The 14,897-nt window shown below is 67.7% G+C and carries 20 protein-coding genes and 1 pseudogene; 17 read left to right on the forward strand and 4 right to left on the reverse strand.

The annotated features are described in order from the left end of the window. Window positions 1–176: 176 nt before the first annotated feature. The 17 genes and pseudogenes from PE066_RS17780 (at window position 177) to PE066_RS17860 (ending at window position 11,840) form a co-directional block, all read left to right on the forward strand. Window positions 177–2,450: an alpha,alpha-trehalose-phosphate synthase (UDP-forming) gene (locus PE066_RS17780; RefSeq protein WP_271233859.1), complete on the forward strand. Its 2,274-nt coding sequence runs from the start codon at window positions 177–179 to the stop codon at window positions 2,448–2,450. Window positions 2,451–2,986: 536 nt separating this feature from the next. After that, on the forward strand, window positions 2,987–3,601 hold the full coding sequence (locus PE066_RS17785) for a hypothetical protein (protein WP_271233860.1): 615 nt from the start codon (window positions 2,987–2,989) through the stop codon (window positions 3,599–3,601). A 17-nt stretch (window positions 3,602–3,618) separates the two neighbouring features. Beyond that, window positions 3,619–4,083 (forward strand): hypothetical protein, encoded by a 465-nt coding sequence (locus PE066_RS17790; protein WP_271233861.1) that lies wholly within the window; start codon window positions 3,619–3,621, stop codon window positions 4,081–4,083. Between the two features lie 83 nt (window positions 4,084–4,166). After that, on the forward strand, window positions 4,167–4,586 hold the full coding sequence (locus PE066_RS17795; RefSeq protein ID WP_271233862.1) for a hypothetical protein: 420 nt from the start codon (window positions 4,167–4,169) through the stop codon (window positions 4,584–4,586). A 58-nt stretch (window positions 4,587–4,644) separates the two neighbouring features. Further along, a complete protein-coding gene (locus PE066_RS17800) occupies window positions 4,645–5,247 on the forward strand; it encodes a DUF4145 domain-containing protein (RefSeq protein ID WP_271233863.1) in 603 nt (200 codons plus the stop codon). A 478-nt stretch (window positions 5,248–5,725) separates the two neighbouring features. Next, window positions 5,726–6,124, forward strand: a complete 399-nt coding sequence (locus PE066_RS17805; RefSeq protein WP_271233864.1) for a hypothetical protein — start codon at window positions 5,726–5,728, stop codon at window positions 6,122–6,124. A gap of 525 nt (window positions 6,125–6,649) precedes the next feature. Continuing rightward, a complete protein-coding gene (locus PE066_RS17810) occupies window positions 6,650–7,099 on the forward strand; it encodes a methyltransferase family protein (protein ID WP_271233865.1) in 450 nt (149 codons plus the stop codon). Window positions 7,100–7,144: 45 nt separating this feature from the next. Next, window positions 7,145–7,579 (forward strand): SAM-dependent methyltransferase, encoded by a 435-nt coding sequence (locus PE066_RS17815; RefSeq protein WP_271233866.1) that lies wholly within the window; start codon window positions 7,145–7,147, stop codon window positions 7,577–7,579. A 63-nt stretch (window positions 7,580–7,642) separates the two neighbouring features. Further along, window positions 7,643–7,891 (forward strand): annotated as a pseudogene (locus tag PE066_RS17820) (nucleoside deaminase); the annotation flags it as partial. A 330-nt stretch (window positions 7,892–8,221) separates the two neighbouring features. Continuing rightward, a complete protein-coding gene (locus PE066_RS17825) occupies window positions 8,222–8,677 on the forward strand; it encodes a GFA family protein (protein ID WP_271236611.1) in 456 nt (151 codons plus the stop codon). Between the two features lie 9 nt (window positions 8,678–8,686). Continuing rightward, complete coding sequence (locus PE066_RS17830; RefSeq protein WP_271233867.1) at window positions 8,687–9,031, forward strand: cupin domain-containing protein; 345 nt, start codon at window positions 8,687–8,689, stop codon at window positions 9,029–9,031. A 13-nt stretch (window positions 9,032–9,044) separates the two neighbouring features. Next, a complete protein-coding gene (locus PE066_RS17835) occupies window positions 9,045–9,584 on the forward strand; it encodes a DUF4256 domain-containing protein (RefSeq protein WP_271233868.1) in 540 nt (179 codons plus the stop codon). Between the two features lie 11 nt (window positions 9,585–9,595). After that, complete coding sequence (locus PE066_RS17840; RefSeq protein WP_271233869.1) at window positions 9,596–9,949, forward strand: gamma-glutamylcyclotransferase family protein; 354 nt, start codon at window positions 9,596–9,598, stop codon at window positions 9,947–9,949. Between the two features lie 63 nt (window positions 9,950–10,012). After that, the gene (locus PE066_RS17845) at window positions 10,013–10,423 is read left to right on the forward strand and encodes a low affinity iron permease family protein (RefSeq protein WP_271233870.1); all 411 of its coding nucleotides are present in this window, start codon (window positions 10,013–10,015) and stop codon (window positions 10,421–10,423) included. 265 nt (window positions 10,424–10,688) lie between these two features. Beyond that, on the forward strand, window positions 10,689–11,123 hold the full coding sequence (locus PE066_RS17850) for a YciI family protein (RefSeq protein ID WP_271233871.1): 435 nt from the start codon (window positions 10,689–10,691) through the stop codon (window positions 11,121–11,123). Between the two features lie 31 nt (window positions 11,124–11,154). Continuing rightward, window positions 11,155–11,469: a hypothetical protein gene (locus tag PE066_RS17855; RefSeq protein ID WP_271233872.1), complete on the forward strand. Its 315-nt coding sequence runs from the start codon at window positions 11,155–11,157 to the stop codon at window positions 11,467–11,469. Window positions 11,470–11,552: 83 nt separating this feature from the next. Further along, on the forward strand, window positions 11,553–11,840 hold the full coding sequence (locus PE066_RS17860; RefSeq protein WP_271233873.1) for a hypothetical protein: 288 nt from the start codon (window positions 11,553–11,555) through the stop codon (window positions 11,838–11,840). Window positions 11,841–11,867: 27 nt separating this feature from the next. Here the strand turns inward: PE066_RS17860 and PE066_RS17865 are convergent, their stop codons facing one another. The 4 genes from PE066_RS17865 to PE066_RS17880 form a co-directional block, all read right to left on the reverse strand. Beyond that, the gene (locus tag PE066_RS17865; RefSeq protein ID WP_271233874.1) at window positions 11,868–12,353 is read right to left on the reverse strand and encodes a hypothetical protein; all 486 of its coding nucleotides are present in this window, start codon (window positions 12,351–12,353) and stop codon (window positions 11,868–11,870) included. Window positions 12,354–12,488: 135 nt separating this feature from the next. Continuing rightward, on the reverse strand, window positions 12,489–13,814 hold the full coding sequence (locus tag PE066_RS17870; protein WP_271233875.1) for a TolC family outer membrane protein: 1,326 nt from the start codon (window positions 13,812–13,814) through the stop codon (window positions 12,489–12,491). Window positions 13,815–13,862: 48 nt separating this feature from the next. Next, on the reverse strand, window positions 13,863–14,198 hold the full coding sequence (locus tag PE066_RS17875; protein WP_271233876.1) for a rhodanese-like domain-containing protein: 336 nt from the start codon (window positions 14,196–14,198) through the stop codon (window positions 13,863–13,865). Next, window positions 14,198–14,887, reverse strand: a complete 690-nt coding sequence (locus PE066_RS17880) for a protein-L-isoaspartate O-methyltransferase family protein (RefSeq protein WP_271233877.1) — start codon at window positions 14,885–14,887, stop codon at window positions 14,198–14,200. The genes PE066_RS17875 and PE066_RS17880 overlap by 1 nt, the downstream gene beginning before the upstream one ends. Window positions 14,888–14,897: the final 10 nt, after the last annotated feature.

The raw sequence follows: 14,897 nt of genomic DNA on the forward strand, positions 1-14,897 counted from the left end.
GGTAGCGTTGCGGCGGCCCCGCAGCGCGGGCTCGGCGGTACAGTAGGCACCCCGGAACTACGCACTCGCTGCAGACCGGCACGAGCCCCTGGGTACGGCGATGTCCGCCAAGCCCCACCCGAGCGGCCCCAGCGGGGCTGTCCCTTTCGAGGTGACTCGCGGCCGGCGATCCCCTGATGAAAGCCTTCAACCTCCAGCTCCGCTTCCTGCTTCCGTTGATCGTCGTCCTGGTCGCCGCGGCCTACCTGGCGCTGCCCGTGATGGACCGCCTCACGCTGCGCTGGTTCGCGCGCGACATGAACATGCGCGGCAACCTGGTGGCCAACACGATGTCGGAATCGATCGCCGACGCGCTGCAGGACCCGAAGGGCCGCAAGCTGCAGGCCCTGTTCAACCGGGCGGTGGAAGACGAGCGGATGGTGGCGATCGGCTGGTGCTCGCCGTTCGGCGAGCTGATGGTGCGCACCGCCAACTTCCCGCGCGACCTGAACTGCAGCGCGGCCGAGCAGCTCAGCGCCGAGCCCGACCCGCAGCTGCGCCTGCCGAGCGGGCCGGTGTACGTCAGCTCGCACCCGGTGCGCGCGGAGTCCGGGCCGGTGGGCCAGTTGATCCTGATGCACGACCTGAGCTTCATCGACCGCCGAAGCCAGGACACGCGCCGCTACCTGATCATCCTGATCGCCGGCCTGGGCGTGATCATCGCGCTGGTCACCATGGCCGTCGCGCAGCTGAGCTGGCGCGGCTGGGTCTCGGGCACGCGGGCGCTGCTGCGCGGCGAGGGCCTGATCCGCCCGCTGGGCGGCGGCGCCCCCGAGCTGGAGCCGATCGCGGCCGAGCTGCGTTCGCGCCTGCGCGACCTGGAGGACGAATACCGCCGCAGCCAGATCCAGGAAGCCGGCTGGGACGCCCCGCGCCTGCAGGCGCTGCTGCGCAGCCAGTTGCGCGGCGACCAGGTGATCGTGGTCTCCAACCGCGAGCCCTACATCCACGAGCGCAGCCCCGACGGCAAGACCTTCGTGCGCCGGCCCGCCAGCGGGCTGGTGACGGCGGTCGAGCCGGTGATGCGGGCCTGCTCGGGCACCTGGATCGCGCACGGCAGCGGCAGCGCCGACCGCGAGGCGGTGGACCGGCACGACCGCGTGCAACTGCCCCCCGGCAAGAGCGAATACCAGCTGCGCCGCATCTGGATGACCGAGGAGGAGGAGCAGGGCTACTACTACGGCTTCGCCAACGAGGGCATGTGGCCGCTGTGCCACGTGGCGCACGTGCGGCCGGTGTTCCGCGAGTCGGACTGGGAGGCCTACCGCGCGATCAACCAGCGCTTCGCCGACGCGGTGGTGGCCGAGGCGCGCAGCGAAGACCCGATCGTGCTGGTGCAGGACTACCACTTCGCGCTGCTGCCGGCCATGGTGCGCGCCAAGCTGCCGCGCGCGACCATCCTGACCTTCTGGCACATCCCCTGGCCGAACCCGGAATCGTTTGGCATCTGCCCGTGGCGCCAGGAGATCCTGGAAGGCCTGCTGGGCAGCACCATCATGGGCTTCCACACGCCGTTCCACTGCAAGAACTTCATCGACGCGGTCGACCGCTACCTGGAGGCGCGCATCGAGCACGAGCACTCCACCGTGTCGTACCGCGGCGAGCAGACCTTCGTCGAGGCCTACCCGATCTCGATCGAGTGGCCCTCGGCGCTGCAGGTGCAGCAGCTGCCGTCACCGCAGGAGTGCCGGCGCCAGGTGTGCGAGGCGCTGGACATCCCCGGCTCGCACCACATCGCCGTGGGCGTGGACCGCTTCGACTACACCAAGGGCATCCTGGAGCGCATGCATGCGGTCGAGCGCCTGCTGGAGAAGTACCCGCAGTGGCGCGACCGCTTCACCTTCGTGCAGGTGGCCGCGCCCACGCGCGCGCAGCTGGAGGAGTACCAGTCCTTCCAGCAGCGCATCACGCAACTGGCCGAGCGCATCAACAAGCGCTTCGGCAGCAAGGGGTTTGATCCGGTGCGGCTGCTGGCCCAGCACCACGAGCACGACCAGGTCAACCGCCTGTACCGCGCCGCCGACGTCTGCCTGGTCACCAGCCTGCACGACGGCATGAACCTGGTGTGCAAGGAATTCGTCGCCGCCCGCGACGACGAGCAGGGCGTGCTGATCCTCAGCCGCTTCGCCGGCGCCGCCCGCGACATGCCCGAGGCGCTGGTGGTCAACCCCTACCACGTCGAGGAAGTCGCCGATGCGCTGCACCGCGCGCTGGTCATGCCCGCCGCCGAACAGCGCGAGCGCATGTCCAATCTGCGCAGCACGGTGCGCGAGTACAACGTCTACCGCTGGGCGGGGCGCATGCTCACCGACGCGGCGAGGTGGCGGCTGCGCGAGCGCATCTCGGAGCGCGTGCAACGGCACGGGGGGCGCGGGGAGAACACGAACGGGCGGGGGCGGATGGTGGCGTAGGGGGCGGTTCCGCCCCTTGCTTGAAGTGAGGGTGATGGTGCGGCGCCGCATGGGATGCGGTCGCCGCGTCAGCGTACTGGCAGCCGCCCTGCCTTCCATGCCGTCCCTGCCGTCGCTGTCTTCTAGGCGCCCCCGTTGGGGTTTTGCCTGTGGACGGCAAGACCGCGGTCCCTACGATGCCTACCCAACGACCGCGCTGCAGCGCGGCATGGAGGAGGGGAGACATGCGGTGGACCGCTGGCGGGGGCTTTTCCTCGCTGTTCAATTCCACGGGCAAGAACGGCCTGCGACGACGGAGTTGGGGTCGGGAGTTATCTGACCTGCATATGCGGCGGGCAGGTTCGCATTTCCTTCGAGATCAACAACTTGCCGTGACTTCCATGGCAGCTTTATTCCGCGCCTGCGGGGTTGCAGGTCCGGATTTGCGGCATTGGGCTGCGCGCGAGGCGCGGCCGACATTACGTTAGCCCTCAGCGATGAACCGCCAGCGAATTCCCCGGGTCCCTAGGTGGAAACAAGCCTTGGCAATCGCGTGCATGGTCTACGCAGCCACCGTCTGGGCTTTGCCCGTGTTCATGTTGCCATTCGTGAACATCCTTCCCTTCGTCCACGAGAGGGGAGTTGTCGACCGGCTGTTCTTCTCGATGGCAGGGAGCGCATTACTTGTCGCAGTTCTGTTGGGGCTGAACGGGGGAAGGCCGCCGAAGGAAGCGTCTGTTGGTGGAACCACTCGGCAGAAGGTCCTTCACTGGATCGGGGTAATCAGCGGCCTCGCTATGTTCACGTACTCGGGCGCGGCCCTTAGTCCCAACCTGTTCGGAATCACAACGAAGCTCCTTCCGCAACAAACCTACACCGCACGAGTTTCCATTGACTCAGCGGAGTACTACGGCTCGCGGTACAAGTCTGTGGCCTTGGAGTACCGGGACGACATCACGAGAGAACCTCGCCACCTCGTGATTTCGAAGCGCCTCTTTGATTACCCTCACCTCAAGTCCGGCGATGTAGTTGAACTGCGCGGACGAAGGACTGTCCTTGGGGACTATGTGGACGGGCTCTCGCTTCGGCAGAGGGCTAACAGGTCGATCGACGCGGACGTCCTATCGGCGGGCTCCGCCCGCCTTCTGGCCGCCGGTCATCTCCGACGTTAGACATCAGAGGGCCACGTATGGACATCGCATCGGTTACTGCGGCTCTGGGCAGCATCAAGACTGCGACAGACATCGCGAAGTTCATTCGCGAGAGCGATCTGTCAATCGAAAAGGCGGAGTTGAAGCTGAAGCTCGCGGACCTGATGAACGCGCTTGCGGATGCGAGGATCGAAGTAGCGGAGATTCAGCAGGCCGCGGCCGAAGCTGAAAGCCAGATCAAAGACTTGAAGACACAACTTGCCATTCGCGCAAAGGTGAAGTGGGAAGAGCCTCTCTACTGGCTCGAAACCGAGTCGGGCCGCGACGGGCCCTTCTGCCAGCGTTGCTATGACACAGAGGAAAAGCTGGTGCGACTCCAGGGCAGCGGGGACGGGCACTACTCGTGCCGCGCGTGCAGGTGCGGCTACACCACCCCAGCTGCCCGTGCCCGAGAGGAGGCCGCGATGCGCGAGCACCAAGCACGCGGATCGGACTACTTCTGATGTCTAACATGGCAGTCGACACGGACGTACTCGCGGCACGCTGTCGCGTGCCTATGGTCCGCCGGTCACTTCTACGTTAGACCATGAGTGACGGCGGTTCGTATTCGACAGCAGCAGGAGAGCACTTGGTGCTCGGACAGCTGTTGCGTCTCGGTGTGAGTGCGTATCTCGCTCAAGGTCCCACTCAAAAAGGGTGGGACATCATTCTCAAGCGTGGTGACGAACTGAAGACCGTTCAAGTAAAGACCATTAGCTGGCCGAAGGAGAAGGCTGTAAACGGCAAGCTCACCTCTGGCTTCGACTACCTGGTCGTGGTTCTTCTTGACCGGGACAAGACCCACCCGAGGTACCTGGTGTTCGCCGCACATGAAGTCGAGCAGTTCCTCTCGAAAGAAAATCCAGAACGCCAGACCAAAGCACGGACCCTTACCGTCAGTAATCACAAGCTGGAGCCGGACGGTTCCTTGCAAAAGTATGAGAACAATTGGCGGGTCATGGTCTAACAGGTCGTTCGATACGGGCGGGCAACGCAGACATTAGGCCGCACAGGAAAGATTCAGCTTGATCATCGAGTGCTCAAATTGTCGTCAGTACGTGGACGCGCGAGAGACCGGGTCGTACTGGCGTCACTTCGATGGACGGGAGCCGTCCCGGCGCTACACCCTGCTTGCTTGCGCTCAATGCCAGGAGCCAATCCTCGTCGGTCAAACGAACATCGGAAACATGGCAGAGGGTGACAAGTGGGATACGCCCTTCGTCGTCCATCCTCAGGGTGATATCCGTGTCAATCCGAGCGCACCCAGCGAAATCCGCGCCGCTTTTGAGGAAGCCTGCACGTGCTATCGCACGCAGGCGTACACCGCCTCAGCCATTATGTGCCGCAAGACACTCGAAGGCGTCTGTGCCGCTCATGGGGTAGAGGAGCGAAATCTCAGCGCGTCATTGCGGAAGATGAAGGAACTGACCCTCATCGACGATCGATTGTTTGAGTGGTCGGATGCGCTGCGTGTCGTCGGCAACGAAGCCGCGCATGGTGTTCGCGTCGCAATCTCGCAGCCAGACGCAAAGGACGCGATCGAGTTCACGAACGCCATCCTGGACTACCTCTTCTCGTATCGGGACCGTTTCGAACAATTCAAGAAGCGTCGCGGCAATGCGGCCTAACCTCGTTCTGCCCGACGTGCTGCAGAGCTTCCTCCGCTCCCGCAATCTGGTAAACATCAACCTAGGCCTGGAACCACTCAAGAGCAAGCGCAATGCACCTCGTAACGCGTTATCGAATCACTGATGCGACTGCGGCGGCTGAAGTTCGGTCACTTCCGGCTCTTTCAGAGATTCCCTACTTTATGCGTCACCACCGTGGTCGCCTGCGCTACATCGATGACATGGTCGCCATGGCTTCAAACCGCGCTCACGCGCACCCTACATTTGTCCGACTTAGCGCATTCCACCGACACGAAACGACATACGCAGCTATCGACGCACTTGCGCCACCCTTGGCAGAGTTCTTCATACATTCGGACATTCTGCCGGTGCTGGAACCCATTTTTTTGCGCTACAGGGATCGTCTTGAAGAACTATCGCCGCGGCTTTATCGGCAGTTCGCCGAGCGTGGAATACTGATTCCGAGAGAGGTCTAAAGGTGAAGACGCGGTTTATTCGTGTTGCGGAGCGCTCAACTGAGGCCGGAGACGCAGCGCTCTCGGCCGGAACTCATGAGAAGGCGAGCTTTCTCGCGTACCACGCCTTCGAGTCGTCCGGATCTGCGCTCGGAGTGCACGTCGGCTTCGATATGGGAAAGACTGTGTCGCATCCGACAAAGATCAAGCGCTTCCAGCATGCGGCGAAGCAGGTTGGAATATCAAAACAAGTCGCCCTGTTGGCCGTGCGGCTGGCGCCCATGCGAAACAGGTTCCTTTATCCCGAGGAACTTCCAGATGGGAGCATCATCGCGCCAGAGGACCAGATCACGCCCGCAAAAGCGGCACAGTTGGTGAAGGAGGTGAAGCACATGGTGCAAGCAGTTAAAACCAAGCTGTGACGCTGCCTAACAGATCGTTCGACGAGGACACGGAGCTTGCCTCGCTTTGGTCGACACTCTCACATAACGGAGAGTGCGGTCAATGCGACGACCGTTCGGGTCGGTCACGTTCACGGACTCCAGTCAGGCCCGCGTCAGCCGACACGCTGTGCGCCTAATTGAGTCTCAAGTCAGCTTGCACATGACCGAACGTCGCAGAGTAGTCCTGTGGCTTGGCCTCGCCCTGTCACTGCCAGCCGCCGCATACGCGAGCCTGGGCTTCGTCTATTTCGTCTGGCTCGAGGGCTTGCAGCAGTGGCCCGCCGGGAGAGCCGGCCTCTTGGCGGTTGGCGCCTTGGCCCTTGGCATCCTTTGTGCCGGCACTTTCATCTATTGCCTGGTGTCGTTGATCAGGAACGCGCGCCGCCCAGATCCGGATAACCAGGGTCCAGCCACCTGACGGCGGGCGACACGGGCGCACAAGTCCCGCCGTGCGCATCGAGCACGTCCCGCATGAGCGCCGGCCACGTCCAACGTTAGAAGCTCGTGTTCCTTCGCGCCGTCCTCGCCTTCCTCGCACTACCAGGCATCGTCGCGTTTGCCATTCCCCTCGCTTGGGTACTCGCCGCTTCCGATGCGCAAGTCGTATGGCCGCTTGGCCTCGTCCCGCTGGGCATCGGTTGCATCGGCCTGCTGTGGTGCGTGCGGGACTTCTACGTCCAGGGCAAGGGCACCCTCGCTCCCTGGTCGCCTCCGGCCCATCTGGTGGTCGTCGGCCTGTACCGCTACACACGCAATCCCATGTATGTCGCGGTCCTTCTGATCCTGGTGGGATGGGCGGCATCGTTCGGGGTGGCGGGGCTCTATGTGTACGCCGCGGTGGTGGCGGTCGCGTTCCACCTTCGCGTCGTCCTGGGTGAAGAACCCTGGCTCGCGCACAGGCACGGCGAGCAGTGGCACGAGTACGCCCGGCGGGTCCCGCGCTGGATCTGGTGAACACCATGCGGACCGTTGCTGCTTCTGCCTATGCCGCCCGGAAAGATGGCTGACGACCTCTCACCCCGGCTCGCGGCCGTGGTCGACGCCTTGCCCTTGCGGCCCGGCATCCGTGTCCTGGAGATCGGTTGCGGGCCGGGTGCGGCTGCGCGTGCCATCGCCCGGCGCATCGGCGAAGGCTATGTGCTCGGTATCGACCGCTCGGCCAAGGCCATTGCCCAGGCCCGCGCGAGCTCTACGGCGGAGATAGCCGCCGGCCGCCTGGGCTTTCGCGTCGCTGCCATCGAGGCGTTCACGCTCGAGCCTGGCGAGCCACCGTACGACATCGCCTTTGCCGTGCGGGTCGGCGCGCTCGATGGACGCCATCCCGAGCTCGAGCAGGCAGCGCTCAGCCGGATCGCCAGCGCGCTGCGCCCGGGCGGCCGCCTGGTCGTGGACGGCGGCGAACCTCTGCGGGAGGTTCGGCTGGGCGCGCCCTAACATGGCGCTTCCGTGTCGCGCCTGCTGGCGTCCACCAGTCGCGCCCCTGAAGCGGAGACCTCCATGCCCACCGACACCGACCTGCATCACCTGCGCCGCTGCATCGAACTGGCCGCCGAGGCGCTGGAGGCGGGCGACCAGCCGTTCGGCTCGGTGCTCGTGGGCGCCGACGGGCGCAGGCTGGCCGAGGAGCGCAACCGCGTCGGGGGCGGTGACGAGACCCGGCACCCCGAATTCGAGCTCGCGCGCTGGGCCGCCGCGAACCTGAGCCCCGCCGAGCGCGCGGCCGCCACCGTCTACACCTCGGGTGAGCACTGTCCGATGTGCTCGGCCGCGCATGGCTGGGTGGGGCTGGGGCGCATCGTCTTCGCCACCTCCTCGCAGCAGCTGTCGGGCTGGCTGGCGCAGATGGGCGTGCCCGCGTCGCCGGTGCAGGCCCTGCCGATCCGGCAGGTGGTGCCCAGCCTTGGCGTGGAAGGCCCGGTGCCGGAGCTCGCCGAGCCGGTGCACGAGCTGCACCGGCGCTTCCACCAGCAGCCGCCGCGGCCAAGCCTGGGGGAGGGCGCAGGTGATGCGGCCGCAGCCGCGGCGCCCGACTTCCCGATCGAAGGCGGCTGCGATTGCGGCGCCGTGCGCTACCGCATGGCCACGGCGCCGCTGTTCGTGCATGCCTGCCACTGCCGCTGGTGCCAGCGCGAATCGGGCAGCGCCTTCGTGCTCAACGCGATGATCGAGTCGGACCGGGTCACGGACCTGGGCCAGGCGCCCGAAGTGATTCAAACGCCGTCGGCCAGCGGCCGCGGCCAGCTCATCGCGCGCTGCCCGCACTGCAAGATGGCGCTGTGGAGCCACTATGCGGGCGGCGGGACGCGCGCGAAATTCGTGCGCGTCGGCACGCTGGACCAGCCCGACCGGCTGCCGCCGGACATCCACATCTTCACCCGGTCCCGCCAGCCGTGGGTGGTCCTGCCGCCGGGCACGCCGGCCGTGCCGGCGTACTACGATCGAAACGCGTACTGGCCGCCGGAAAGCCTGGCGCGCTGGCAGGCGCTGCAGGCGGGGCCAGGTGGAGCACCGGCCGATGTGGGCGGCAGATAGGAGCGCACGATGGGAAACGAACACGAGGCACACGAGACGAAGGGCGTGACGGTGGCTCTGCTGGCGACCGTCGACCTCGGCCCCGAGATCGAGGGCATGGCGGGCCGCCAGCTGCGGATGCGCAAGGTGACCATCGAGCCGGGCGGCGTCTTCGGGCCGGTGCACGACCACAAGGACCGGCCGGGCACCGTCTACATCCTGCAGGGAACGATCACCGACCACCGCAACGGGGTGGCCACCGACTACGGGCCGGGCGTGGGCTGGCCCGAGGACAGGAACACCGTCCACTGGCTGGAGAACCGGGGAACGATCCCGGCGGTGGAGATCTCGGTCGACATCGTCAAGCAGCCGTAAGCCCACGCCCGCCATGCAAGACCGCGACGAACTGCTCCAAATGCTGAAGGCCCGGTTCGAGAAGAACATGCATCGCCACCCGGGCGTCGCATGGCCCGAGGTGCAGGCCAGGCTGACAGGCAACTCTGCCGCGCTGGCATCGCTGCTGGCGATGGAAACGTCCGGCGGCGAACCCGATGTGATCGGCCAGGCCGGGGAGGGCGGGCAGTTCCGGTTCTGCGATTGCTCCCCGGAGAGCCCGGCCGGGCGCAGGAGCCTCTGCTACGACCCGGGGGCACTCGAGTCCCGCAAGGAGAACAGGCCGCAAGGCAGTGCCCTCGGGATGGCCGCCTCGATGGGCATCGAGCTGTTGACGCAAGCGCAGTACCGGGAACTGCAGCAGCTCGGTGAGTTCGATACCAAGACGTCGAGCTGGATCGACACACCGGCCGATGTCCGCTCGCTCGGCGGTGCCCTGTTCTGCGATCGCCGGTACGGCATGGTGTTCGTGTATCACAACGGCGCGCAGTCGTACTACGCCGCGCGCGGGTTCCGCGGCTCGCTGCGCGTGTGAGCGCAAGTTCCATGATCGATCGGCTCTTCGTCTACGGCACGCTGGCACCGGGTCGCTCCAATGCGCATGTGCTGGCCGATGTGGCGGGCACCTGGGAGCCGGCCACGGTGCGCGGGCGGCTGCTGCCGCAGGGGTGGGGCGCCGCTGCCGGCTGGCCCGGCATCATCCCGGACCCGCGCGCCGGCGAGGTCCGGGGCCTCGTCTTCAGCTCTCCCGCCTTGCGGGCCGACTGGCCGCGCCTGGACGAGTTCGAAGGCCCCGGCTACCAGCGCGTCCTGGTTTCGGCGAAGCTCGACACCGGATCGGAGGTGCAGGCCTACGTGTACGCACTCAGCAGCACGCCGCCGGAGACGGACGGAAGCTGACGGTTCCCCTGGGCGCGGACGGCATCCGTACGCCCGCGCCCGCAGACCCCGCAGGAGCATGCCATGCGAAGCACCAGCTGGTACACCCGGTTCGCGCGGGCGGCGGCCTATTTCTGTGGCCGCCCGCGCGTGTTCACTTTGGCGGTCGCCGTCGTCGGCGTCTGGATCGTCACGGGGCCGCTGTTCGGCTTCAGCGACACGTGGCAGCTGGTCATCAACACCGGCACCACGATCGTCACGTTCCTGATGGTGTTCCTGATCCAGAACACCCAGAACCGGGACACCGAGGCGATCCAGATCAAGCTGGACGAGTTGATCCGCGCGACCCAGGGGGCGCACAACGCCTTGCTCGACCTGGAGGAACTGGAGGACCAGGCGATCGACGCCTTCCGGGCGAAGTACGAGGCACTGGCCGCGGCCGCACGGGCGGGCGTGGGCCAGGGCAGCTTCGACACCGGTACACCGGAGCCGTGAGGGTGGGCACGAGCTGTGCTGGCATCATCCGGCCCTCTGGTCCCTGCTGCCCGAGAAGGTCGAGCCCCGCATCGCGGTGCCGCACTGGCCGCAGTTCCTGCGCGGGTGCGTGCGTTACCGGCAATCGCTCGATGAGCAGGCACCGGCTGCGCCGAGAACGGATGAGGAGAGCGGGCCGGCATGACGCGTCTGTCGAAATCCGGCGGCCCGGATCGTCGTGGCAGCAGGGGAGCGCCGCTCCCTGTCCATTCAGAAGGAGAACGCAATGCGATTCATGGTGATGGTCAAGGCCACGGCCGACAGCGAGGCCGGCGTGATGCCCTCGGAGCAGTTGTTGGCCGAGATGGGGCGCTTCAACGAAGAGCTGGTCAAGGCCGGCGTGATGCTGTCCGGCGAAGGGCTGCACCCCAGCGCCAAGGGCGCTCGGGTGCGCTTCGCCGGGCGCGACCGCACGGTCGTCGATGGCCCGTTCGCCGAGACCAAGGAGCTGGTCGCCGGCTTCTGGATCTGGCAGTGCGCGTCGATGCAGGAGGCCATCGACTGGGTCAAGCGCTGCCCCAATCCCATGCCCGGCGAATCGGAGATCGAGATCCGGCGCATCTTCGAGGCCGACGACTTCGGCGAGGCCTTCACGCCCGAGTTGCGCGAACAGGAAGACAGGCTGCGCGACGAGCTCGCCCGCAAGGCCGCAAGCCAGTAGCGGCCGGGCTCTTGCAGGCGGCCCCGGGTCCATGATCTTCGCCCTCTGCGTCGCCGAGCGCAGGCTGCTGGTCTTCGAGGCCGAGGTTGCGGCGATCGCGCACGCCGAAGACAGCGACGGGACCGCCTGGCAGTTCTTCGATGCGGCCGGGCTGCCGCTGGAGGTGGTGACGGCCGGCGAGCACCCGCGCTGCTTCTTCGTCGCGCCGGACACGCTGTACCTGCGGGCTGCCGACCGCCAGGCCGGCCTGGCGCAGCGCCTGCATGAAGTGGCGGCGGTGCAGGGGCCGGCCCCGCTCGACAGCGTGCAGGGCGTGCGCGACTGGCTGCGCCGGTCGAAGGCTTGAGGGCGGCGGCCTTTCGCATCACGCGACACTGCCACACGCGCGCGACCACGCGTGCCGTCACGCGATTGCGCTAGGCTCGGACCATGCCATCCGTGTCGCCGCTCGCCACCGCCGTCATCGTGATCGGGGCCACCTTCGGCCTGGCCCTGGTGCTGGGTGCGCTCACGCGCAACACCTTCTTCTCGCTGGTGGCGCCGCTGGCGGTGCCGGTGCTGGTGGTGGCCACCGAGTTGCGCGGGTCGATGCGGGGCGACGAGCTGCTGGCGGCGCTGCCCTACCTGGCCGGCGGGGCGCTGCTGTCGATCGTGGTGGCCATGGCCGGGGTGTACGCCGGCCGCTGGCTGCGCGGCAAGCTGTCCGCGCGGCGCTAGATTGCCGCGGCGCCGGCTGCGGCAAGCTCAGGGCTTGCCCACGTGCCGCAGTCGCTCCCGCGCCTGCGAGCGGGAGATGCCCAGCTGCCGCGCCAGGGCCGTCACGGCCGCCTCCTCGCGTTCGGATGCGGAGTGGTGCGCCAGCCGCTGCAGGGCCTGCCGCATGCCTTCGATCAGCGGCCGGATCACCTGGAAGGGATGCAGGTTGAATTCCGCCGCCCGCGCGACGGCGGTCCGGATCGCCAGCGACACCGCCGCCACCGGGCTGATGCCTTCGGCCACCGCCTGCTCGAGCGCCCGGTTGATGGCGCCCACCGCGCGGTGTTTCGCCAGCACGGCACCCGGCGAGTCGGGCACGGAAAGTTCGGGGGGATGGAGTCGGGCCAGCAGTCCCAGCGAGGCGGTGGCCATCGCGATGGCGGCGGCGCGCGCGTCGGCCTGGATCAGGTCCGCCATGCGGTCGAGGATCAGGGCCTGGATCTCGCGGCGCTGCGGGTCGGTCTGTTCCGGCATCGATGTCCCCCTGGCTGAACGGGGCCGATGCTAGCCAGTGCTACCTCTGGTTGCAACAAAAAGTGGAACGATGAGCCCACGCGATGCAAGGTTGAGTTGGCGCGGAGCACCCCCTCGGGCCCGGCCTGCACCGGGCTACTTCACCACCAGCGCATTGAGCCGCGCCAGGTCCTCCGGGACCAGCGTGCCGTTGGCCTGGCGCAGGCGCAGGTGGCCGAGCAGCACGTTGTAGCGGGCCTGTGCCAGGTCGCGCTTGGTCTGGAACAGCTGGCTCTGCGCGTTCAGCACGTCGATGTTGATGCGCACGCCGACCTGGTAGCCCAGGCGGTTGGCGTCCAGCGCCAGCTGGCTGGACGCCTCGGCGGCTTCCAGCGCGCGCACCTGGCCCTGGCCGGAGAGCACGCCGAAATAGGCGGTGCGGGTGGCCTGGGCCACGTTGCGGCGCGCGGCCTCCAGGTCGGCCTGCGCCTTTTCTTCCAGCGACAGGGTCTCGCGCACCCGGTTCTGGGTGGCGAAGCCGGCGAACAGGGGCAGGTTGAAGGTCACGCCGAGCTGGCCCACGTTGCTGCGGTTGTCCAGCGCGCTGGTGGTGCTGCCGCCCAGGTTGCGCTGCACGCCGTAGCTGGCGGTCAGGTCCAGCGTGGGCTTGTGGCCGGCCTTGGCCTTCTCGATCTCCCACTCGGCAATGTCGAGCGCGGTGCGGGCCTGCTGGATCACCGGGCTGGCCCCTTCGGCCTGCGACACCCAGGCTTCCGCGCTGGCGGGCTCGGGGGCCGGCACGTTCAGCGGCGCGGCCAGCGGCGTCGGCTGCGCATCGGGCTTGCCGGTCAGCGTCTCCAGCGCCAGCCGGCGCACCCGCAGGTCGTTCTCGGCCTGGATCTCCTGCGCGGTCACCAGGTCGTAGCGCGCCTGCGCCTCGCGGGTGTCGGTGATGGTGGCGGTGCCGACCTCGAAGTTGCGCTTGGCCGAGGCGAGCTGCTCGCCCACCGCGGTCTTTTGCGCCCGCACGAAGGCCAGCGTGTCCTGCGCGGCCAGTACGTCGAAGTAGGCCTGGCTCACGCGCACGATCAGGTCCTGCGCGGCGGCCGTCAGCTGCGACTGGGCCAGCTCGGCCTGCAGCTTGCCCTGCTGCCAGGTGGCCCAGTTGGCCGGGCGGTACAGCGGTTGCGAGGCGGCGATGCTGGCCGTGCGGGTGCCGAAGCTGCGGTCGGTCGGGGGGGTGTTGACGTCGAGGCTGGAGCGGCTCACGCCGGCCGACAGGTTGGCGCTGGGCAGGATGCCGGCGCGGGCCTGCTCGGCGCGCGCCAGGTTGGCGTCGTACTGCGCCTTGGCCGATTGCCAGGCGGCGTCGTGGGCGCGCGCCGACTCGTACAGCTCCAGCAGGCTTTGCGCACCCGCGGGTGCGGCCGCGAAGGCGGCGACCAGGGCCGCTGCCAGGGGGAGTCGCCGTGAAGCTGTCATTCGTCCGTCCTTGCTCGAGTTCTGTCGGTCGATTCGGTGGTGGGGGCTTCAGTAGCGCGGCACGGCGCAGTCGCGCTCGAGCGACCAGGCGTCGATGCCGCCCACGATGTTGGCCACGTGCTCGAAGCCGTTGTGCGCCAGGAACATCGCCACCCGCTGGCTGCGTGCGCCGTGGTGGCACAGGCAGGCCACCGGCCGGTCGGCATCCAGTTCGGCCAGCCGGGCCGGGATCTCGTTCATCGGGATGGCCACGACCTCGAAGCCGGCCGGCGCCACGCTGGCCGCGCGCAGCTCCGGCGCCTCGCGCACGTCCAGCACGAGGCCGTTGCCGCCCTGGGCGGCCAGCCAGGCGTCGAGGTCGGTGGGGCGGACCTGGTCGATCATCAGAACTTGAAGCGCGAGGGCTCAGGGAAGTTCAGCAGGCGCGGCGCCAGCGTGTCCCAGGGCTGCGCCGTGGTGAAGGTGGCGTCGCCGGTGCGGGTGATGATGGTGGCGCGCATCACCGGCTCGTCGCCGGTGATGGTGGCGAGGCGGCCGCCCGGCTTGAGCTGCTGCAGCAGCGCCTGCGGCACCTCGGCCACCGAGCCGCTGAGCAGGATCACGTCGAACGGGCCTTCGGCGGCCAGGCCGCGCGAGCCGTCGGCCTCGCGCACTTCGCAGTTGCGCACGCCGGCGCGCTGCAGGTTCTCGCGCGCCATGCGGGCCAGCTCGGGCTCGATCTCCAGCGTGATCACGCGCTGGGCGCGCGCCGCCAGCAGCGCCGCCATGTAGCCGGAGCCGGCGCCGACTTCGAGCACCTTCTCGTGGCCCTGCAGCTTCACGTCCTGCACCAGGCGCGCTTCGACCTTGGGCTCCAGCATCACCTGGCCCAGGCGCAGCGCCTCGTCGCGCTCGCCGCGCAGCGGCAGCATCATGTCCACGAAGGCCAGCGCCCGGTGCCGGGGCGGCACGAACTCCTCGCGCCGGATCTGCGCCAGCAGTTGCAGGATCGGCTCGTCCAGCACATCCCAGGGGCGGATCTGCTGCTCGATCATGTTGAAGCGGAGTTCGGCAAGGGTCGGTTCGGCGTTCATTTCTACTCGA

The organism is Ramlibacter tataouinensis (genome assembly GCF_027941915.1).
Lineage (GTDB): Bacteria > Pseudomonadota > Gammaproteobacteria > Burkholderiales > Burkholderiaceae_C > Ramlibacter > Ramlibacter tataouinensis_C.